At 66.7% G+C, this 20,930-nt stretch carries 18 protein-coding genes; 6 read left to right on the top strand and 12 right to left on the bottom strand.

Features of this window, described 5'->3' with window-relative positions; translation table 11 throughout:
- The first annotated feature begins 152 nt into the window (after positions 1-152).
- The 3 genes from ygfZ (at position 153) to GZH52_RS03710 (ending at position 3,396) form a co-directional block, all read left to right on the top strand.
- On the top strand, positions 153-1,160 hold the full coding sequence (gene ygfZ, locus GZH52_RS03700) for a CAF17-like 4Fe-4S cluster assembly/insertion protein YgfZ (RefSeq protein ID WP_163315147.1): 1,008 nt from the start codon (positions 153-155) through the stop codon (positions 1,158-1,160).
- 78 nt (positions 1,161-1,238) lie between these two features.
- On the top strand, positions 1,239-1,544 hold the full coding sequence (locus tag GZH52_RS03705) for an H-NS histone family protein (RefSeq protein ID WP_163315148.1): 306 nt from the start codon (positions 1,239-1,241) through the stop codon (positions 1,542-1,544).
- Positions 1,545-1,704: 160 nt separating this feature from the next.
- Complete coding sequence (locus GZH52_RS03710) at positions 1,705-3,396, top strand: cyclic-di-GMP receptor FimW-related protein (RefSeq protein WP_163315149.1); 1,692 nt, start codon at positions 1,705-1,707, stop codon at positions 3,394-3,396.
- 61 nt (positions 3,397-3,457) lie between these two features.
- On the opposite strand, the gene GZH52_RS03715 is transcribed toward GZH52_RS03710, so the two are convergent.
- Positions 3,458-4,585, bottom strand: coding sequence for a M14 family metallopeptidase (locus tag GZH52_RS03715; RefSeq protein WP_163315150.1), 1,128 nt, complete (start codon positions 4,583-4,585; stop codon positions 3,458-3,460).
- 124 nt (positions 4,586-4,709) lie between these two features.
- Positions 4,710-5,258, bottom strand: a complete 549-nt coding sequence (locus GZH52_RS03720; protein WP_163315151.1) for a phasin family protein — start codon at positions 5,256-5,258, stop codon at positions 4,710-4,712.
- A 255-nt stretch (positions 5,259-5,513) separates the two neighbouring features.
- Between GZH52_RS03720 and phaR the strand changes: the two genes are divergently transcribed.
- The 3 genes from phaR (at position 5,514) to GZH52_RS03735 (ending at position 8,925) form a co-directional block, all read left to right on the top strand.
- A complete protein-coding gene (gene phaR / locus GZH52_RS03725) occupies positions 5,514-6,080 on the top strand; it encodes a polyhydroxyalkanoate synthesis repressor PhaR (RefSeq protein WP_163315152.1) in 567 nt (188 codons plus the stop codon).
- Positions 6,081-6,198: 118 nt separating this feature from the next.
- Positions 6,199-7,524 (top strand): 30S ribosomal protein S12 methylthiotransferase RimO, encoded by a 1,326-nt coding sequence (rimO, locus tag GZH52_RS03730; RefSeq protein ID WP_163315153.1) that lies wholly within the window; start codon positions 6,199-6,201, stop codon positions 7,522-7,524.
- A gap of 339 nt (positions 7,525-7,863) precedes the next feature.
- Entirely contained in the window at positions 7,864-8,925 is a 1,062-nt protein-coding gene (locus tag GZH52_RS03735) for a diguanylate cyclase (protein WP_163315154.1), read from the top strand.
- A 23-nt stretch (positions 8,926-8,948) separates the two neighbouring features.
- Here GZH52_RS03735 and hypF read toward each other — a convergent pair whose 3' ends face one another.
- The 10 genes from hypF to sbcB all read right to left on the bottom strand — a co-directional run bounded on the left by hypF (position 8,949) and on the right by sbcB (position 20,676).
- On the bottom strand, positions 8,949-11,255 hold the full coding sequence (gene hypF / locus GZH52_RS03740) for a carbamoyltransferase HypF (protein WP_163315155.1): 2,307 nt from the start codon (positions 11,253-11,255) through the stop codon (positions 8,949-8,951).
- A 145-nt stretch (positions 11,256-11,400) separates the two neighbouring features.
- Positions 11,401-12,741: a dicarboxylate/amino acid:cation symporter gene (locus GZH52_RS03745; protein WP_163315156.1), complete on the bottom strand. Its 1,341-nt coding sequence runs from the start codon at positions 12,739-12,741 to the stop codon at positions 11,401-11,403.
- Positions 12,742-12,869: 128 nt separating this feature from the next.
- The gene (locus GZH52_RS03750) at positions 12,870-13,118 is read right to left on the bottom strand and encodes a hypothetical protein (RefSeq protein ID WP_163315157.1); all 249 of its coding nucleotides are present in this window, start codon (positions 13,116-13,118) and stop codon (positions 12,870-12,872) included.
- 29 nt (positions 13,119-13,147) lie between these two features.
- Positions 13,148-13,462: a helix-turn-helix domain-containing protein gene (locus GZH52_RS16965; RefSeq protein ID WP_163315158.1), complete on the bottom strand. Its 315-nt coding sequence runs from the start codon at positions 13,460-13,462 to the stop codon at positions 13,148-13,150.
- Between the two features lie 32 nt (positions 13,463-13,494).
- Positions 13,495-15,033, bottom strand: coding sequence for a DHA2 family efflux MFS transporter permease subunit (locus GZH52_RS03760; RefSeq protein WP_163315159.1), 1,539 nt, complete (start codon positions 15,031-15,033; stop codon positions 13,495-13,497).
- A gap of 7 nt (positions 15,034-15,040) precedes the next feature.
- Entirely contained in the window at positions 15,041-16,189 is a 1,149-nt protein-coding gene (locus tag GZH52_RS03765) for an HlyD/EmrA/EmrK family protein (protein WP_163315160.1), read from the bottom strand.
- Positions 16,190-16,202: 13 nt separating this feature from the next.
- A complete protein-coding gene (locus GZH52_RS03770; RefSeq protein WP_163315161.1) occupies positions 16,203-17,573 on the bottom strand; it encodes an efflux transporter outer membrane subunit in 1,371 nt (456 codons plus the stop codon).
- A 69-nt stretch (positions 17,574-17,642) separates the two neighbouring features.
- A complete protein-coding gene (locus GZH52_RS03775; RefSeq protein ID WP_163315162.1) occupies positions 17,643-18,149 on the bottom strand; it encodes a MarR family transcriptional regulator in 507 nt (168 codons plus the stop codon).
- A gap of 23 nt (positions 18,150-18,172) precedes the next feature.
- Positions 18,173-19,114, bottom strand: coding sequence for a tRNA (adenosine(37)-N6)-dimethylallyltransferase MiaA (gene miaA, locus GZH52_RS03780; protein WP_163315163.1), 942 nt, complete (start codon positions 19,112-19,114; stop codon positions 18,173-18,175).
- Positions 19,115-19,248: 134 nt separating this feature from the next.
- Positions 19,249-20,676, bottom strand: a complete 1,428-nt coding sequence (gene sbcB / locus GZH52_RS03785; RefSeq protein ID WP_239057994.1) for an exodeoxyribonuclease I — start codon at positions 20,674-20,676, stop codon at positions 19,249-19,251.
- Positions 20,677-20,930: the final 254 nt, after the last annotated feature.

Raw genomic sequence — 20,930 nt, forward strand, 5'->3', positions numbered from 1 at the left:
TGGCGGTGCTTTGTACTGTCAACCCCTTTCGTGTCGGCCGCCGGACGATTGAAATGCCGCTGCCCGCCCGCATCTGTGTGGCATCTTGTTTCACAAGCGCGATGCAAAGTGCGGCCGGACTTTCCGCCGCGCGCAGACAAAGGATGGCGATAATGGCAAATCTGATCGAGGCCTGGCTTGAGGCACAGGGCGCACGCAAGGTCGACGGGGAATGGCTGGGGGCAAAGGAAGGCGACGATGCGGGGCTGTGTGCGCCGCTTGCACATTTCGCCCTGTACCGGATTGACGGCGAGGATGCGGAGGCCTTCCTGCAGGGGCAGCTTTCCAATGACGTGCGGCAATTGGACGGTGCTCGTGCGCAATATACGACGTACTCGAATGCCAAAGGCCGGATGCTGGCGAATATGCTGCTCTGGCGTGACGGCGACGGCTTTTTCATGTTGCTGGCCGCCGACCTGGCCGAACAGGTGGTACGCCGGCTGCGCATGTTCGTATTGCGTTCGCGCGTCAATTTCCAGGCGGCCGATACGCTCCCGTTATTGCTCGATGAACCGGGGGCGGAACGCCTGTTGGCGGGGCTTGATTTGGCAATGCCTGCCAATGCGATGCAGCAAACCGGAGCTGCTGGCGTGACCGCGATCCGCCTGCCGCACGCCGGCGTGCTGGTCGTCGCCAGGGATGGCGACGACAGTCGTTTGTCCTCTGCGCTTGAAAATAGCAAGATCGGCGTGGCCGGGCGCAATTGGGCAGACGGCCGGTTTGTTGCGTCCGGGTTTGCCTGGGTCGTACAGGCGACCCAGGAAGCGTTTGTGCCGCAAATGGCCAATATGGAATTGCTGGACGCGGTCAATTTCCGCAAGGGCTGTTACCCAGGGCAGGAAATCGTCGCCCGCATGCAGTATCTGGGTAAAACCAAGCGGCGACTGTTCCGGGTATATTCCGCCGCTCCTCTGGCGCCCGGAATGCCGTTGCAGGGCGCCGAGTCGCCAGAAACCGAAATCGGTCAAGTTGCCTACGCGGCAGAATTACCCGATCAGGGGTGTGAAGCCCTGGTCGTGGTGATGGTTTCCGCGTGGGAGAAGGGTATCATTTGTCCGAGTGTCGATTCGGTATTGACGAGGCTGCAATTGCCGTATGAGATTCCGGATTTGGATAATTAATTTAGCGGGGGTTCTTGACCTTTTTGCGGTCGCTCGCTAATTTGTCGGTATATGAGTTGTTCACCAAAGGAAACCAATATGCAGCTCGATTCGCTGTCTTATGTCGAACTCGTCCAGCTGAAAACCGACGTCGAGGCAGAAATTGCCCGCCGCGAGCAGGAAGAAAAAGCGAAAGCCCGCAAGCAGATCCTTGAAATTGCTCGCAATTTCGGTCTGAGTGTCGAAGATGTACTGTCCAAGCCGGCCGCTACCCGCAAGCCGGTCGAGGCCAAATACCGCCATCCGGAAGACGCGTCGCTGACTTGGACCGGTCGCGGCCGCAAGCCGGTATGGGTTGTCGAACAACTGGCCGCAGGCAAGACGCTGGAGCAGTTGGCGATCTGATTGAAGCGGGTATTTGCCAAAAAGCCGCGGCTTCGGTCGCGGCTTTTGGTTTTTTACGGGCAAGCTGGGCCCTGCTTAAGCGACGGGCCAGCGAAGTTGCTATCATTGGGACAGAATCTGTCTATCATTGTCGGGGCGCAAGGGTAATGGAGGTGGCATTTTGAGCAAGCTTGATTTCCTGTCGTTCGGCGCCGCAAAACGCAAGGCCGGTGACCCGTTCGGCGGAGCGCAGGCGGCCTCTGACTGGTACGCGGAGTGGGCGCCGCAGCAAGGCGGCACGCTCGTCGAAGCCTTGTGCGCCCGGGTCGCGCTGTTTTGCGCGGAAAGCGCGAATGCAAGGCTGGGGCTTGCCGAGCTCGAGTCACTGCTGGCGCTCAACAGCCTGTCCTGGTCGCAGTTGCAGGCCGTGCGCGGGCAATACCTGCTCAATAACCGCATGCCCAGGGTGCTCGAAGAGCAGTTGCGCGTACAGATCCTCCGCTATGCCGAGGTGTTCAGTACCGCGTACCAGCGTTTCTTCAGCGCCGACGCGCTCGCGGACGCGTCGATCCGCCCCCTGTTGCCGCTTGCGGTCGCGCGGGTGCTGGCGTTCCGCGCCGACCACGCCTTGTGGCTGTACTTCCGCCATTTCTCGCCTGACCCCGTGTTCTGGCTGAACGTCAACCAGTTGTACGCATGGGCCGAGCGGGCCGGCCTGGAAAGCCTGCCGCTGGTGCTGTACGACGACCGTGCCGGCACGACGATCCAGGACGAATACATCGCGCTGCTGATGACGGCCCTGCTTGACGCGGGCAACCTCTCGGCGCGGCAGGTCTACGCCGCGCACCAGCTCGCCTTGAGGCTAGCCAACCGTACCCATCTGGCGAGTGATCCTGCCGATGCAAGCTTCATGGTCGATCTGGCCCGCGGGGCGCCGCCTGTCCGGCCGCGTGCCGGCGGTGCGGAGGGGCAGCAGCGTTATTGGCGGACGGCTGATATTTGTGAGCCGATGAACGCGTGGCGCATCGTGTACGACAGCGGACGCATGCCTGACGAATTGCGGCGGCTGAATATCGACGGGCTGGACGGCGGCTTGCTGCACAGGCTGGTGCACGAGTGGGCTGACCGGCCGACCCCCTACCAGCGGGCGGACCGCCAGCTGGTCAACGGCCGTTCGCTCGAGGTCGCGCACCGCCTGGCGGTGTTGCACAAGCTGATCCGCCAGCCCGACGAGGTGCGCGCCAAGCAGGACGACGCATCGTTCGACGACGCGGGTGCGCTGCGCATTTACGGCTTTGTCACCAGCCGCAGCCGGCTGCGCCAGGCGCCTGCCTCGCCGGCTACGGAGGCGACGGCCGCGCTGGCCGATACCTTGCCGACCTGGCACGTCGAGGACCAGAGTACGAGCGGTCTGGGGCTGTCGCTGGCCTCGACCGGCAGCGAGTGGGTCAACTTAGGCTCGCTGATCGGCTACCGGGAGGCGGACTCGTGGGGGCTTGGGATCGTGCGCCGCATCAAGCGTCCGGCGCCGGAGAAGCTGTTTGTCGGGCTGGAGATCGTCAGCGAGCGTCCGGTCGCGGCTTCCTTGCGCGCCGAGGATGGCCGGCCGGTGGTCGCCGAGACCCAGCTGCCGGCCGACAGGGTGTGGCAAGGCGGCGAGATCGCGCTGTTCGTCGGTTGCGTGCGCGAGGGGCGCAAGGTCAACGCCCTGATCCTCGCCAGCGCCTCGTACGCGCTGGGCAAGCAGCAGTACATGTCGGCGCGCGGCAAGCATTTCCTGATCGCGCTGGGGCGGGTATTGGAGAAGGGGGCCGACTGGTGCCTGTGCGAGATCGAACTGATCCGCCCGGTCGAAGCGCTGCCCAAGCCCTGATCCGCTAGCCGACCAGTAAAAAAGCCACGCGAGCGCGTGGCTTTTTTTGTACGCCGTGTGCTTAGCGCAGGTAGCGCAGCACGGCGAGCATCGGCGTGAGCAGCGCCTCGCCCAGGCGCAGGCTACGCTGGGCGCTCCAGCCGTAGTCGTCGTCCGGCAGGTTCGCGTTGTCCTTGAACGGCATCTCCAGCGTGAAGGCGAGGCAGTTGAATTCCTGGCCGACCCACGCGGTTGCCCACGACAGGTCGGCGCTGCCTTTTTCGCGTTTCGGGTAGCCGACTTCGTCCTGGAACTCCGGGCACGCCAGCTGGAACTGATCCTTGAACAGGTCCTCGAGCATCTCGATGTGTTCGCTGTACGCGGGCACGCCTTCGGTACCGGCGACGAACACGTAGGGCAGGGCCTCGTCGCCGTGCAGGTCGATGAAGAGGTCGACCCCGGTTTCCCGCATCTTTTCGCGCACCGCGAGCACTTCAGGGCTGCGTTCGGCGGACGGCGCGTTCCATTCGCGGTTGAGGTTGGCGCCGACCGCGTTGGTGCGCAGGTTGCCGTGCACCGAACCGTCCGGGTTCATGTTGGGGACGATGTAGAAGGTCGCCGCGTCGAGCAGCAGGCGGCTGCTCGCATCCTGCGGGTCGAGCAGGCGGTTGAGCAGGCCTTCGACCGCCCATTCGGCCATGGTTTCGCCCGGATGCTGGCGGGCGATCACCCAGATCTTCAGGTCTGACTCGACCTCGTGGCCGATGGTCAGCAGGTCGATGTCGCGCCCTTCCGCGGTCGAACCCAGGCAGCTGACCTGGCACAGGCCGGAGCCCTGCGCCTGGCCGACCAGGTTCAGGTGCTGCTCGTAGGAGTAGGGCTCGAAGTACGCGTAGTAGACGCTGCCCGACAGCGGAACATGTTCGATGATCAGCTCGCCGTTCTCGAAGCGGGTCGGTACGCGGAACCAGTTGTTGCGGTCGTACGAGGCGACGGCCTGATAGTCCTGCCAGCCTTCCGGGTAAGTGCATTCGGCCGCGTTGATAAAACGCAGCGTGCACGGCTGGTACGCCGCGCCTTGCAATCGGAAGTAGAACCACTGGGCGAAGGAGGCCGCGTTGTCCTGGCGGATTTTCAGTTGGATGTCTGAAAAATCGTCGCACTTCACGACTTCGACGCTGCCGGCGTCGAACTGGCTGCTGATGTTCATCCGGATAAAACCTCGGGCGAAAAGACGAGTGTAAACGCCAATTGTACTGCCTGCGCGCGTCCGAGGGCACCCCAGAAGCAAAACACCCTGCCGTCGGCAGGGTGTGCGGGGCGCAGGGGCGGGCTCAGGCCGAGCGCTTGCCGCCGGCCTTGACCGCTTCGGCCGTCACTTCGGCCGCGTTCTTGACGCTGCTGTCGGCGAACTGCACCACTTGCTGCGCGCTCTTGGCGACGCTGTTGAGCGTCGCGGCGGTCGCGGCGATCGAGGTCTTCACCGCGTTGACGGCGACGTCGCTGCCAGCCGGCGCATCCTTGGCCAGCGTCTCGATCTGGCTGATCAGGCGCTTGTTGAATTCGCCCATGCTCTCTTCGGCCAGCTGGGTCAGCGCGCCTTGCGTCTGCGAGACCAGTTCGTAGTAGCCGCGCGCGTTCGCCACGCTCTTCTCGACGGCGTCGCCGGCGAGCTGCCTGAAACGCTGCGACGCGTCCTGCGCGTCGGTGCAGCCCGACAGTTCGCGCGCGAAGCGTGCGTTGTCCTCGAGCGACTGCTTGGACAGTTCGAGGTTGAATTTCATCAGGCGCTCGGTGCTGTCGAGCGTGATCTGGGCGACGCGCAGTGCTGCTTCGAAGTTGCCCAGGGAGAATTTGCTGATCTGTTCGGTCGTCGCGTTCATGATCGTCCTTTGCCGTTCGGGGTTGGATTTGGTCACGGAATTCGCCGCCCGTTGCTCCGGGCTGTCTTTATCGTTGCGCAAGCTGTTGCGGGATGGATTTGTGCTGTGCACAATCCACCTTCAATCTATCACGCAGTGCAACATACGACTAGAAGTCTTGCTCTAGTCTGTGGCTTTTATGCTAAGGTAATTGCGTTGGCGCATTGCAGGGGTAATATCACTGCAATGCGCAAAACACATAAGGGGGAGAGACCAATGGACACCGAAAAACGGGTCATCAAGAAGTATCCGAACCGCCGGCTGTACGACACGGCGACCAGTTCCTACATCACGCTCGAAGACGTCAAGAAGCTGGTGCTCGAGAATGTCGAACTGCAGGTGGTCGACGCCAAGACGCAGGAAGACATCACGCGCAGCGTACTGCTGCAGATCATCCTCGAAGAGGAGGGCAACGGCTCGCCGATGTTCAGCTACGAGGTGCTGACCCAGTTCATCCGTTTCTACGGGCAGGCGATGCAGGGCATGATGGGCCCCTTCCTCGAGAAGAACCTGGAGATCTTCGGCCAGTTGCAGAAGAAGATGCAGGAGCAGAGCCGCGCGCTGTACGGCGACAACCCGAACCTGGGCGCCAACCTGTGGGGCGAGTACATGAAGTTCCAGGGGCCGGCGATGCAGAACATGATGTCGAATTACATGGAACAGAGCACCGGCATGTTCCTCGACATGCAAAACCGCATGCAGGAACAGACCAAGCAGCTGTTCGCAGGGTTCACCTTCCCGACCCCGCCCGCGGGCGGCAAGAACGGCGACGAAAACCGCTAGCGCCCACCTTACCGGCACACCCGTTTTCGTCTATCATTCAGCGCCTTGTTTCCATCGCCGGCCGGGTTTTTCCCGGCCGGTGGCGTTTGAACCGATAGCAAGTTTGCGGACCCGCCCCATGTCTCAATCCTCCCCAAAAGTCGGTCTGGTTTCCCTCGGTTGCCCGAAGGCCCTGGTCGACTCCGAACTGATCGTCACCCGCCTGCGCTCCGAAGGCTATGACATTTCGCCGAGCTACGAGGGCGCCGACCTGGTCGTCGTCAATACCTGCGGCTTCATCGACTCGGCGGTTGCCGAGTCGCTCGACGCGATCGGTGAAGCGCTGAACGAGAACGGCAAGGTGATCGTGACCGGCTGCCTCGGCGCCAAGGGGGACGTCGTGCGCGAGGTGCACCCGTCGGTGCTGGCGGTGACCGGTCCGCACGCGGCCGACGAGGTGCTCGAGCATGTGCACGCGCACCTGCCCAAGCCGCACGACCCCTTCGTCGACCTGGTGCCGGCCGCCGGCGTCAAGCTGACGCCGCGCCACTACGCCTACCTGAAGATTTCCGAGGGCTGCAACCACCGCTGCACCTTCTGCATCATCCCGTCGCTGCGCGGTGACCTGGAGAGCCGTCCGGTGGCCGACGTGCTGCGCGAGGCCGGCAACCTGGCGCGCGCTGGCGTAAAGGAACTCCTGGTCGTCTCGCAGGACACCTCGGCCTACGGCGTCGACGTCAAGTACCGTACCGGCTTTCACGACGGTCGCCCGGTCAGGACGCGCATGACCGAACTGGTCGAGGAGCTGGGACGCTACGGCATCTGGGTGCGCCTGCATTACGTCTACCCGTACCCGCATGTCGACGAGGTGATCCCGCTGATGAAGGCGGGCAAGCTGCTGCCCTACCTCGACATCCCGTTCCAGCACGCCAGCCAGAAGGTGCTCAAGCTGATGAAGCGCCCGGCCAACGTCGACAACGTGCTCGCGCGCATCAAGCGCTGGCGCGAGGAATGCCCGGAGCTGGTGATCCGCTCGACCTTCATCGTCGGCTTCCCCGGCGAGACGGAACAGGATTTCGAAGAGCTGCTCGCCTTCCTGCGCGAAGCCGAGCTCGACCGCGTCGGCTGTTTCACCTACTCGCCGGTTGAGGGCGCCGTGGCGAACGAGCTGCCGGACGCGGTGCCGGAAGAAGTGAAGGAGGCGCGTCTCGAACGCCTGATGCAGGTACAGGCCGAAATCAGCGAACGCCGCCTGGCGCGCCGTGTCGGCCAGGTGATGCAGGTGCTGGTCGACGAGATCGACGACGAAGGCACGGCGATCTGCCGCAGCTACGCCGACGCGCCGGAAATCGACGGGCTGGTGTTCGTCGAGGACAGCGCGGGCATGGCAGTCGGCGAATTCGCGACGGTGCGCATCGTCGACGCCAACGAGCACGACCTGTGGGGCGAACGCGTCGCGCCCTGAGTCGCACGCGGCGTGCCTTGCATGCAAAGCTGATAAAGAGGCTGCCCGAGCGGGCAGCCTCTTTTGCATGGGGCATCTTGGCCGGCCGTGAGTCGCGGTGCCTGGCCGACATCGCCACGCTGGGCCAGCACCCAGGCAAAGCCGGCGGCCAGCGTCGGGGTGCGCAGGATGGGCGCCACCATCGCCAGGCTGGCAGGCGCCGATGGCGAGCTGTTCTAATTCGGCCGGGCCCAGAGTTTGGGTCGTCACGGTTGTCTGCTCCGGTTTTTATGGCGAGAAGTCATTCTGTTGGCATTGAATGATGGCAAAATGAATTTTTGACCATCCGCCAGCCTGACCGTGTCGCCCATTGCCTCGTCGACCCCTGCAGCCTCAGCCGGCTGGATCCGCGTCCTGCGCCGGCGTTTTCCCGCTTTCGAAAGCCTGTGGCAGGAGTTCCCGGATAACGTCTTCCTGATTGCCTGCGACCGGGACGGCGAGTTCCTGCTGGCCGACTGCAACCCGGCGCAACAGGCCTTCATCGGCTTGCCGGCGGCGGCGACGCAAGGGAAGAGGGTGCGCGACCTGGTGGCTGAGCCGTACCGGGAGACCGTGCTCGAGCGCTACCGGCAATGCGTGGCGACCGGCAAGCCGCTGATCTACGAGGAGAGCGGGACGGTCGAGGGCGGGGGTGCGGTGCATTACTGGATGACCCTGCTGGTGCCGGCCCACGGTGCCGACGGGCAGGTCGCGTTCATCCTGGGTGTCAGCCGGGATGTGACGGCGCTGCGCCAGGCCGAGGAGGTGTTGCGGCGCGCCAACGAAGAGCTCGAGCAACGCGTGGCGATGCGTACGGCCGAACTGGAGGCCGCCAACGCCCGGCTGCGCCAGATCGCGATGTACGACGCGCTGACCGGTGTTTTCTCGCGCGCGCACTTTTTCGAGCAGGGACGCGACGCGTTCCGCTTGTCCGACGAGCGGGACGAGCCGCTCGCGGTGCTGATGCTGGACATCGACCATTTCAAGCGCATCAACGACCGCTGGGGCCACGCGGCCGGCGACGACGTGCTGCGCATGATTGGCGCCAAGCTCGCCGCGCTGTTCGGCGCGGGCGACCTTATCGGCCGCTGCGGGGGGGAGGAGTTCGCGGTGATCCTGCCCGGTGGGAGTACCGGGCAGGCTTGTGCGCTGGCCAACCAGGTGTGCGAAGCGATCCGCTCGCACGCCTTCATCTGGCAGGGCGTGCGCATTCCCTGTTCGGTCAGTGTCGGGGCCGCTGCGCGGCAGCCCGGCGACGACACCCTGGAAGCCTTGCTGCACCGCGCCGATCTCGCCTTGCTGCAGGTGAAGGCCGGCGGCCGGGACGGCTACCGGCTGGCGGCAGAGCCCGCCCCGGCGGCTGCGGCCAGCCTGCCGGGGTAGGCGCTGCCTGAGCGCGCAGCTGCTCAGGCCTTGGGGCGGGCGGCCAGCAGACGCTCGCGGGCGACCCAGGCCTGGCCGAGGCTCAGGCCGCCGTCGTTCGGCGGCAGGGCGATGGGACGCAGCACGCTGAGGCCGGCCTCGGTCAGCCTCTCCAGCAACAGGCTCATCAGGCGGCGGTTGGCGCAGCAGCCGCCGGCGATGGCGACGGTACCCAGGTCGGCCTGGCGGGCGGCCTGCACGGTCCAGTCGCCGAGCGCGGCGGCCAGCGTCGCGTGCCAGAGGCTGGCGATCGCGCAGGCGTCGTCTTCGAGCGTCAGCAGGTGGCGCACCAGCGGCGACAGGTCGAGCTGCCCGTCGACCATCCGCCAGCCGCCAGGCAGCGGCGCGCAATCTTCTGCCATCTCCTCGAGTTTCTGCTGGGCCTCGTTGTCGAAGCGCTGCTCCTTGCACAGCCCGGCCAGTGCGGCGATCGCGCCCGTCCACAGCGCGAGGCTGCTGGTCAGCCAACCGTCGAACGGCTTACCCAGCTGCGGCGCAAGCGCCGGCCACGCCGGATGGCGGCCAAAGCGCCGCTGTGCCTCGGCGTCCTCGCCCATCGCGCACAACAGGCCGACCGCCATCAGCCAGGGTTCGCGCACCGCACGCGTACCGCCGATCAGCGGTAGCGGCGCGAGCTGGCCCAGCCGCGTGAATTCGCCGCCCGCACAGCGCAGCAACTCGCCGCCCCAAGCCTTGCCGTCGTCGCCGAGGCCGACCGCGTCGAGCGCGAGGCCGAGCACCGGCCCGCTGCGGCCGTGCTCGGCGAGCACCGCGCCGATATGTGCGTGCTGGTGCTGGACGTGGATCAGCGGAACGCCGAAGTGGCCGGAGAGCTCCTCGGCCAGCTCGCTCGGGTAGTGGCTGGGGTCAAGGTCGCAGGCGATCGCCTCCGGCCTGACCGCGGTAAGCTCGAGCAGGTGGTGGCAGACTTCCTCCATTGCCTGGCACGACAGCGAATCGCCGACGTCGCCGACATGCTGCGACACGAAGGCCTCGCGCCCGCGCAGCACGGTCAGCGTGTTTTTTGCCGGCACGCCGGTCGCCAGCACGTTGGGGCCGTCGTTTTGCAACAGCACCGGGTCCGGCGCGTAGCCGCGCGCGCGCCGGTGCATCAGTACCTGCCCGTCGTGCAGCGCCAGCACGCTGTCGTCGCAACGCACGACGATATTGCGGTTGTGCAACAGGAAGACGTCGGCGACCTGGTTCAGCCGTTCGCGTGCCTCCTGGTTGTTGGTGACGATGGGCTCGCCGGAGGGGTTGGCGCTGGTCATCACCCACACGCGGTCGCACGCCTCGTCGCGCCAGGTGCTGCCTTGCGGACGGCCGAGCGCTTCGTGGAACAGCAGCCACTGCATCGGTGTGTACGGCAGCATCACGCCCAGTGTGGAGAGCCCCGGCGCGACACCGGGCAACAGCGCGTCGATGTCTTCCTTCTTGCTCAGCAGCACGATGGGGCGCGACACCGACGCGAGCGCCTCGGCCTCGGCGTCGCTGACATGGCACAGCCTGCGCGCGGACTCGACGTTGAGCACCATCACCGCCAGCGGTTTTTGCTGGCGTTTCTTCTGGCCGCGCAGCCGCTCGACTGCGTCGGCGCGCGTCGCGTCGCATACCAGGTGGAAGCCGCCCAGCCCTTTCATGGCGACGCTGCGGCCCATGCCGATGATCTGCAGGGCGCCTGCGATCGGGTCCCCCTTGAGCAACTGCCCGAAGCGGTCGGTCAGCATCAGGCGGGGCCCGCACTGCGGGCAGGCGTTTGGCTCGGCGTGGAAGCGTCGGCTGGCCGGGTCTTCGTACTCCTCGCGGCACGCCGGGCACAGTTCGAACGCCGACATGCTGGTCTCGGCGCGGTCGTAAGGCAGCGAGTGGGTGATGGTGTAGCGCGGCCCGCAGTCGGTGCAGTTGGTGAACGCGTAGCGGTAGCGGCGGTCGCTGCCGTCAAAGAGTTCGTTAAGGCAGTTCGGGCAGGTCGCGATATCGGTCGGGATGCGCGCGCCGCTGGCCTTGCCTTGGCTGTCGGCGATCTCGAACTGGGTTTCGGTCTCGATGAGCGGCAGGCGCGTCTCGTCGAGCGTGTCGACGCGGGCGAGCGGCGGCAGGTGCAGGGTCAGCGCGCGGCGGCACGCGCGCAGCTGCTGGGCGTCGCCCTGCAGTTCGACGTCGACGCCCGCGCCGGTATTGCGGACAAAGCCGGTGAGCGGGTAGGCCTTGACAGTCCGCCACACATAGGGGCGAAAGCCCACGCCCTGAACGCGGCCACGGAAGGTGAGTCTGATTCGGGTTGCGGTCATCGGGCGTTACTCGCGATTAGCTTATTATTAAACGTTTATAATCACACGATTTGGCCGGTCGAGGTTTGATAAAACGCAGGGTTTGTGCATTCTGCACATGACAAAAGCCCGCCGTGTGGGCGGGCTTTGCGGCGAGGGGCGTCGGTCAGCCTTGGCGGGCCGGCGAGAGTGCCAGCGTCTCCAGCGCCTCGTCGGCGACGGTTTCCGGTTCGTCCGCTTCCAGCTCGGTCTCGCCGTTGAGCACGCGCTGCATGCGGGCGGTGTCGAGCGCGCCTTCCCACTTGGCCACCACCACGGTGGCGACGCCGTTGCCGATCAGGTTGGTGATCGCGCGCGCTTCCGACATGAAGCGGTCGACGCCGATCAACAGCGCGAGGCCTTCCACCGGCAGCTTGCCGCCGAGCGTCGCCAGCGTCGCCGCCAGCGTGATGAAGCCGCCGCCGGTTACCGCCGCCGCGCCCTTGGACGTCAACAGCAGCACGCCCAGGATGCCCAGCTCTTCGGCCAGCGTAAGCTCGACGTTGGTCGCCTGCGCGATGAAGATCGCCGCCATGGTCAGGTAGATCGACGTGCCGTCCAGGTTGAACGAGTAGCCGGTCGGGATCACCATGCCGACCACCGGCTTGGCGCAGCCCAGGTTTTCCAGCTTGCTCATCATGCGCGGCAGCGCGGTCTCGCTCGACGAGGTGCCCAGCACCAGGATCAGCTCTTCCTTGATGTAGGCGAGGAACTTGATCAGGCTGAAGCCGTGCAGCTTGGCGATGGTGCCCAGCACCACGAACACGAAGGCAAAGCAGGTCAGGTAGACGCACAGCATCAAAAAGCCCAACTGCTTGAGCGAGCCGATGCCGTACTTGCCGATGGTGAACGCCATCGCGCCGAAGGCGCCAATCGGGGCCAGCTTCATCAGCATGCCGATGATGCCGAACAGCGCGTGCGAGAATTCGTCAAGGATGGCGACCAGCGGCTTGCCCTTGTCGCCCAGGCGGGTCAGCGCGAGGCCCAGCAGCACCGAGAACAGCAGTACCTGCAGGATCTCGCCGCCGGCGAAGGCGCCGACCACGGTTTCCGGGATGATGTGCATCAGGAAGTCGACGGTGTTCATTTCCTTGGCGCCGTCGGTGTACTTGGCAATGCTGCCGGCGTCGAGCGTGGCCGGGTCGACGTTGAGGCCGGCACCCGGTTGCAGCACGTTGACGACGACCAGGCCGATCACCAGCGCCAGCGTGGTGACCACCTCGAAATAGAGCAGGGACTTGAGGCCGACGCGGCCGACTTCCTTCATGTCGCCCATCTTGGCGATGCCGACGACGACGGTGGTGAAGATGATCGGTGCGATCATCATCTTGATCAGCTTGATGAAGGCGTCACCCAGCGGCTTCATCTTGGCGCCCAGTTCGGGCATGAAAGCGCCCAGCGCAACGCCCAGCGCGATGGCGAGCAGGACCTGGAAATACAGACGGGTATAAAGCGGCTTATGCGGCATGATGGTTTCCCTGAGCTAGAGCATCCGGTCTTCTACGGACCATGACGGGATGCTAGCTGCCGCACGCTAACCTCAACCATTGCGGAATTCCCGATTGGGGAAAACCGCAATGGCCGGCAGGGCGGGGGTTAGCCTTGCGCGATCAGGCGTGCCTGGTCGTAGCGCTCGCCGCCCATGTCGAGTTCCTCGCCCTCGTGCCAGCGTGACGAGTCGCCCTCGGCGATCCACCAGAAGCGGCCGCGCTCGTCCAGGTGCACGAATACCGCCCCTGCCGCCGTCTCGTCTTCCAGCTCTTCGATCGAGCGCATCTCGCCCGTCGCGTACGTCTCGAAAGCGCCGCGCGCCTCGTTCCAGATCCAGTGTCTTGTCTTGTGCATGGCAATCTCCGGCAGGGGGAAGCGCGAGTCTAGCAGCAGGCGGTAGCCGCTGGCGAATGCGTGCCGACCGAGCGCTCGCGGGTGCGGCTGGGCGCTTCGCCGAAATGCGCGCGGTAGTCCTGGCTGAACTGGCTTGGGTTGTCGAAGCCGAAAGCGGCGGCGATGTCGCGGATCGGCCGCGTTGCCTGGGCGCGGTCGCACAGTGCCCGGCGCACCGCGGCCATTTGCTGGGCGCGCATAAAGCCCAGCGGCGCGGTGGCGGTGACTGCCTGGAAGCCGTTTTGCAGGGCGGGACCGGTGTTGCGCTGAAAGACCAGAGCGAGGCCGACCCGGCCTACCTCCACCCCGCCGCCAGCCTGGCCCGCCTTGCAAAGTGCTAGTGGCCGGCGTCGGCCGGCGCGCCGCCGGCGGGCCTGAACGGCGGGCGGGCGAACCACACCAGAGCGGTCAGCACGACGAACAGGATGGACGCGAGCCAGAAGATCTCGTTGGCGCCGATGAAGAAGCCCTGGCGGGTGATGTCCTGCGCGATCAGCGCCGAGGCTTGCGGCGTGCTGAGGCCCGCCGCGTGCATCTGCGCGTAGGCGGCCTGGCTCGCCGGCGCGTAGGGGTTCACGTCGGAGGCGAGCGCGACGTGGTGGACCGCCTCGCGCCGCTCCCACAGCGTGGTGACCAGCGAAGTACCGATCGAGCCGGACAGCGTGCGCAGGAAGTTCGACAGGCTGGACGCTGCGGCGACCTGGTCCGCGCGCAGGCCGGCCAGCGAGATCATCGTCAGCGGCATGAAGAAACCCGCGACCGCGACGCCCTGCACGAACTGCGGGCCGACCACCCACGCGAAGTCCATCTGCGGGTTGAAGGTGGTGCGCCAGTAAAAGCACAGCGCGAACACGAGGAAGCTCACCGTGACGATCCAGCGCAGGTCGACGCGCTGCGCGTGCTTGCCGATCAGCGGGGTCAGCAGCACCGGCAGGATGCCGATCGGCGCCATCGCGAGGCCGGCGGTGGTCGCGGTGTAGCCCATCTGCGTCTGCAGCAGCAAGGGCATCAGCACCACGGTGCCGAAGTAGAGCATGAAGCCCATGCTCAGGCACAGCACGCCGACGCTGAAGTTGCGGCTGCGAAACAGCGTGACGTCGATCACCGGGTGCGCGCTGTAGCGCTCCCAGACCACCAGGTAGGCGAGCGCGACGACGGCGACGACGGTCAGCACGATGATCTCGCCCGACGAGAACCAATCCAGTTCCTTGCCGCGGTCGAGCATCAGTTGCAGCGCGCCGACGCCGAGCACCAGCAGGATCAGCCCGACCTTGTCGATCGGCTGCGCGACGATCGCCGTCTCGCGGCCTTTCAGTTCGCGGTAGCTGACCGCCAGCGCGGCGAGGCCGACCGGCACGTTGATGAAGAAGATCCAGCTCCAGTGCCAGTTCTCCGAGATCCAGCCGCCGAGGATGGGGCCGAAGATCGGCGCGACCACCACCGTCATCGACCACAGCGCGAGCGCCATGCCCTTTTTCTCGTTCGGGTAGGCGGCCAGCAGCAGGCTTTGCGACAGCGGGATCATCGGCCCGGCCAGCGCACCTTGCAGCACGCGGAACAGGATCAGCATCTCCAGCGACGGCGACACGCCGCACAGCCACGAGGTCACCACGAAGCCAGCGGTCGACAGCAGGAACAGCCTGACCTCGCCCAGCCGTTTGGCGAGCCAGCCGGTGACCGGGATCGAGATCGCGTTGGCGACGGCGAACGAGGTGATCACCCAGGTGCCCTGGCTGACCGACGCGCCCAAGTTGCCGGCGATGGTCGGGATCGCGACGTTGGCGATCGTGGTGTCGAGCACCTGCATGAACACGGCGAGCGACAGCGCGAGGGTCAGCCAGGCGCGCGCGGCGCCGGTGAGCGGCGGATGGGTCATCGCCGCCTCACTGGCCCGCGTTGGCGGCGATGGTCGAGGCCACCAGCGCGTTGGCGCGTTCGAGCGCACCGTCGTAGACCGCGGTCGCGTAGGCGGGCTTGCCCACCGGTGCCGACAACGCGAGCACGCCGCCCTGATCGCTGGTGTCGACCGTCACGTTCATGGACAGACCGATGCGCAGCGGGTGGCGCGCCAGCGCCTCGGGCTCGAGTTCGATGCGAACCGGCACCCGTTGCACGACCTTGATCCAGTTGCCGGTCGCGTTCTGCGGCGGCAACAGCGAGAACGCGCTGCCGGTGCCGGCGGATACGCCGACCACCTTGCCGCGGTACTCGACCTTGTCGCCGTAAAGGTCGGCGGTGACGGTCGCCTTCTGGCCGACGCGCAGCTTGGCAAGCTGGCTCTCCTTGAAGTTGGCGTCGACCCATAGCGTGCTCATCGGCACCAAGGCCATCAGCGGCGCCCCCGGCTGGATGCGCATGCCGACCTGCGCGCTGCGCCGCGCGATCTGCCCGGCGGCGGGCGCGGGCACGCGGGTGCGCTCCAGTTCGAGCGCGGCGGCCTTCAGCGCTGCCGCGGCGCGGGCGACCTGCGGGTGGCGGGCGACCGCGTCGTTCATCACCATCTCGCGCTGCGCCTTCAGTTCCGCCTCGGCCACGCGCAGGGCCGCGCGCTGTTGCTCGACGGCTTCTTTCGCGTGCTGCAGCTCTTCCTTGCCGATCGCGTCGTCGGTACTGGCCGCCTGCCGGCGGGAGAGGTCGCCCTCGGCGCGCGCGAGCGCGACCTTGCGCTCGGCGACCACCGCTTCGAGTTTCTGCTCGCCGGTGATCAGCACGCGGGTCTGGCGCACCACCTGCGCAAGCTCGGCGCGCGCACGTTCGACGGCGAGGCGCGCATCGGCGTCGTCCAGCTTCACCAGCAACTGGCCGGCCTTGACGGTCTGGGTGTCTTCGGCGCCGATGGCGACGATGGTGCCGCCGACCTGCGCCGAGACGGGGATCTGGTTGCCGGCGGCGTAGGCGTCGTCGGTGCTCTCCTTGCCGTACAGGCAGAAGAACCAGTAAAGCGCGAGGGCGATCGCGGCGATGAGCAGCGCTGCGCTCAGGTGGAGCAGGGCGCGGCGGCGTTGCGGGTTTTGCTTGGGGGTCTGGGTCATGGCGGTGTCGGGCTCAGTCATGTTCGGGGACGGCCAGCGCGCGCATCAGCGCGGCTTGAGCCTGCAAGGTGCGGGTGCGGGCGGCGGCGAGCTGCTGCAGGGCCAGCGCCGACTGGCGCGCGGCGTCGGCGGCCTGCGCAGGGGCGGCCAGGCCCGCCCTGACGCGCGCCTGGCTGCGCCGCGCGGTGGCTTCGAGCGCGGCGTGGGCCTCGCGGATTTCGCGTTCGGCCGCCTGCGCGGCCGCGGTGTTGCTGACACCGTCGGCCGCCTCGCGCACCGCCGAGAGCAGCGTCTGGTTGTAGCTGGCGATCGCCGCGTCGCGCCCGGCGCTTCTGGCTTGCAATTGCGCATCGAGCGCGCCGGCGTCGAATACCGGCAGCGTGAAGCCCGGCGCGAGTCCTGCCGACAGGGCGCCGTGCTTGAACAGGTCGCCGAGATGCTGCACGGACAGGCCGGCGAAGGCGCCGAGCGTCACGTCCGGGTAGTAGGCGAGGCGGGCCGCCTCGACGCCGTGCTCGCTCGCCTTGACGTTGGCGAGCGCGGCTTGCAGGTCGGGGCGCTTGGCCAGCGCGGCGGTGGTCAGCGCGCGCGGGTTGAGCGGCCACTCGGGCAACTGCCCGGCCTTGAGCGCGTCGATCTCGGCCTGGGGGAGGGTGGAGAGTGCCGCGAGCGCGTGGCGGGCGGCCGCCTCGCGGGCCTTCAGCTGCTCGCGCTGGGCGGCGAGCGCCTGCTTTTGCGCGCGCGCGGCGTCCGCGCTGTCGGCCGAGACGATGCCGCTGCGCGCGAGCGCGCCGGCGTAGGCCTGCTGTTGCCCGGCTGCGGTGAGCGCGGCGTCCAGCGCGGCAGCCTCGGCGCGGCTGCCGGCCAGTTCCAGGTACTGTGCGACGATCGCGCTGGCGAGCCACTGGCGGGTTGCCTGCGCCTCGAGTTCGAGCGCGTCGCGTTGCAGCCGGGCGGCGCTGGCTTCCTCGCGCAGGCGGCCCCACAGGTCGAGCCGCCAGCCAAGGTCGAGCGACAGCGACTTGACGGTGTACCACTGTCCGGACAGCGGTGGCGGCAAGATGCCGTACTCGGATGCGCGGGTGCGTTCGACGTCGCCGCCCAGCGACAGCTGCGGCATCGCCTGCGCGTCGGTGGCTGCGAGCGCGGCCGACGCCTGGCGGATACGCGCGCGCGCGGCGTCAAGCGAGGGATGGCCGGCCTCGGCAGCGGCGATCAGGCGGTCGATTTCAGGAGTATGCAGCGCCCGCCACCAGCGCCCCTGCGCGCTGGCGGGCGCCTGAGCGGCAGCGTTGACGCCGTAGCGTGCGACATCCAGCGGCTTTGCCTGCCTTTGCAGTGCGGCGTCGCTGGCGCAGCCGGCCAGCAGCAGGGCGGCCAGCAAAGATAGAGTTAACCTTGGTTTACTATCAATCATATTATTGTCACTTTAGTGACTAAATGGATAAAAAAATTAACCGGCGAGCCTGGCCAGCAGCTTGCGCTGCATGGCTTCGAACAGGGCGCGTTCGTCCGTGCTGAAGTCCTGCCACGCCTCGCGCAGCCGCTGGCGCTGGACGGGCATCGCCCGCGTGATCAACTCGAGGCCGTCCGGGGTGAGTACCAGCTCGGTCTTGCGGCGGTCCTGCGGGGAGGGTTGGCGGCGGATCAGCCCGTGCTGCTCGAGCTCGTCGACGACGCGGGTGGCGTTGGTGCGCGAGAATGACAGTGCGGCCGAGATGTCTGACGGGCCGAGCCGCTCGTCGGGGCGCGAATAGATGAGCAGCAGCGCCATCCACGTCGATTCGTTCAGGCTGAAGGGCTTGAGCGTCGTCTCGAACCACGCCGAGAGCTGCAACTGCACGTGCAGGTGCAAGCGGGTGAGGACGATCTCCTCGCGCGGCGAGCCTGGCATCTTGCGCGAGATCGCGTCGATGGTCTCGTCGAGGCGGGCGAAAGCGCAGTCGGTCGATTCAGTCATGCGGTTAATAATAACGTGCGTTATTAGTTTTCGCCAGTATCCAGCCAGCGGTCGATCTCGCGGCAGGCGAGCCCGGTCAGGTCACCGGCACGGCCATCGAGCGCCACCGAGTCCATCGAGCGCAGCCAGGTCAGCTGGCGTTTGGCTAGCTGGCGGGTTGCGGCGACGCCCTTGTCGAAGAACTCGTCGGCGTCGTACTGGCCGTCCAGGTACTCCCACGCCTGCCGATAGCCGACGCAGCGCATCGACGGCATCTGAAGCTCCAGTGACGGGTACTTGACGCGCAAGGCGGCGACTTCGTCGACAAAGCCCGCTTCGAGCATTAGCCGGAAACGCAGCGCGATGCGCTGGTGCAGCCACGCACGGTCGTCGATTTGCAGAGACAAGGGCAGCATCGGGTAGGGGGCGGCGGCTTCGCGGCCTGCGCCGTGCAGTTCGGACAGCGGCCGTCCGCTGAGCGTGATCACTTCTAGCGCGCGCTGGATGCGCTGCGCGTCGTTCGGCGCGAGGCGGGCGGCGGTCGCCGGGTCGAGCGCGCGCAAGCGCTCGTGCATCGCCGGCCAGCCGACGCTGACCGCTTGCGCTTCAAGTTCGGCGCGAAGCTGCGGGTCGGCCTGCGGCAGGTCGGACAGCCCTTCGCGCAGCGCCTTGTAGTAGAGCATGGTGCCGCCGGCCAATAGCGGCAGTTTGCCGCGTGCCGAGATTTCAGCGACCAGTCGGTTGGCGTCGCCGACAAACTGCGCGGCGCTGTAGGCGTCGGTCGGGTCGATGATGTCGATCAGGTGGTGCGGGCAGGCGGCCAGCTCCGTCCGGCTCGGCTTGGCGGTGCCGATATTCATGTCGCGGTAGACCAGCGCGGAGTCGACGCTGACGATCTCGATCGGGTAGCGGCGCGCGAGCGCGAGCGACAGCGCGGTCTTGCCGGAGGCGGTCGGCCCCATCAGCAGGATGGCTTTGGGCGTCATGGCGGGTCTCTCGGGAATGGTGGCGCGCGCATTGTCGCACCGGTGCCACGCGCTGGCCACGTCGTGCGCGCGGCGCCCGCGCACTTCATGCCGGATGCGCGCGCGATTTTGAGTTTGATCTGTTTCGGGTAGCGTCAGGCGTACTGCAGCGCCCACGCCTCGACCGCGTCGAGCAGGGCGAGGCGGCGCTCGTCGGTACCGGCCTCGGCGGCGCACTGGGCGACCTCGTTCAGGCAGTCCTCGATGGTGCGCCCCTCGGGGACGCCGTCGTGCAGCTTGCGCCGGCACCAGGCCTGCCAGCCGCGGGCTGCTTCCGCGCTCAGGGTGTGCGGGTAGTTGCGCGCGCGGTAGCGGGTCAGCAGGCGCGCCAGCTGCGCGTCCTCGAAAGCGGGCGTCTCGCGCGCCAACTGTTCCGCGCTGAGCCTGCGCAGCCGCTCGAGCGTGCGGCGGTCGGCGTTGCTGACAAAGCCGCCGTACAGTGCCTCGTCGACGTCGAGCGGCGCGAGCGCTTCGCGCCGGTACACGCCTTGCCACAACGCAGTCAGCTCGGGCAGCGCCGCCGCGGCCGCTGCGTGGCGGTGCACGGCGGCAAGGTCTATCCCCAGCTCCTGGGCGCGCGCGTCGCCCAGCACGCGCAGGTCGGCACACACGAAGGGGGACTTGTTGATATGGATGGTCTTGATGGGTAGCCGCGCGAGGCCGTTTGCGGCCAGTGTGTCCTGGTCGGAGAACAGGCGCAGGCGGATTTCTTCGGAGCTCAGACCGGCCAGTTCGGACGGGTCGTACGCCAGGTCCCATACGATGACTTCGTTGCGGTTGACCGGGTGCTCGGCCAGCGGCCAGACGATGGCTAGGTTGCCGCGCGCCGCGCCGTACATGCCGGAAACGTGGACCAGCGGCCTGGGCGCGTGCAGCGACAACTGGTGGCGCACCGTGTCCTTCTGGCGCAGCGACAGGCAGAACTCGAACAGGCGTGGCTGTTGTTTGCGGATCAGGCGCGCCAGCGCGATGGTCGCGCGTACGTCGGACAGGGCGTCGTGCGCGGCGGCGTGTTCGATGCCGTTGGCGGCGGTCAGCGCCTCCAGCTTGAAGCTGGGCAGGCCGTCTTCGCCGGTCGGCCAGGCGATGCCGTCCGGCCGCAACGCGTAGGTGGCGCGTGCGACGTCGAGCAGGTCCCAGCGGCCGCAGCCGTTCTGCCACTCGCGTGCGTACGGGTCGATCAGGTTGCGCCAGAACAGGAAACGGGTGACCTCGTCGTCGAAGCGGATCGAGTTGTAGCCGACGCCAATTGTGTTCGCTTGCGACAGTTCGCGCAGGATCACCGACGCGAATTCGTGCTCGGCCACGCCATGCTTGGCGCAGTGCTGCGGGGTGATGCCGGTGATCAGGCAGGCGGCGGCCGACGGCAGGTAGTCTGGTGTCGGGCGGCAGTACAGCATGAGCGGTTCGCCGATTTCGTTGAGGGCCGCGTCGGTGCGTACGCCGGCAAACTGCGCGGGCCGGTCGCGGCGGGCGAGGACGCCGAAAGTTTCGTAGTCGTGCCAGAAGAAGGTATGGGACATCAACAGGCCAGATATATAGGGTGGGGCGAAACCGTGATTGTCGCACCATGGCAGCGCTGTCGTCATGCGGCCCGGCAGGGCTTCGTGCAAGTATTTGCAAAAAGGTGTTGACGCAAACCGGCACGGTACGTATAGTTCGCCACCTCGACGCAACGCACACAACGCGAAACGTCACTGCTCTTTAACAGAACGAACAACCGATAGGTGTGAGTGCTTGGCGCAGCCAACACTTGCACTGCAAGAAGAAGGAAACG

The sequence above is a fragment of the Crenobacter caeni genome, from assembly GCF_010435965.1.
In the GTDB taxonomy this organism is placed as follows: domain Bacteria; phylum Pseudomonadota; class Gammaproteobacteria; order Burkholderiales; family Chromobacteriaceae; genus Craterilacuibacter; species Craterilacuibacter caeni.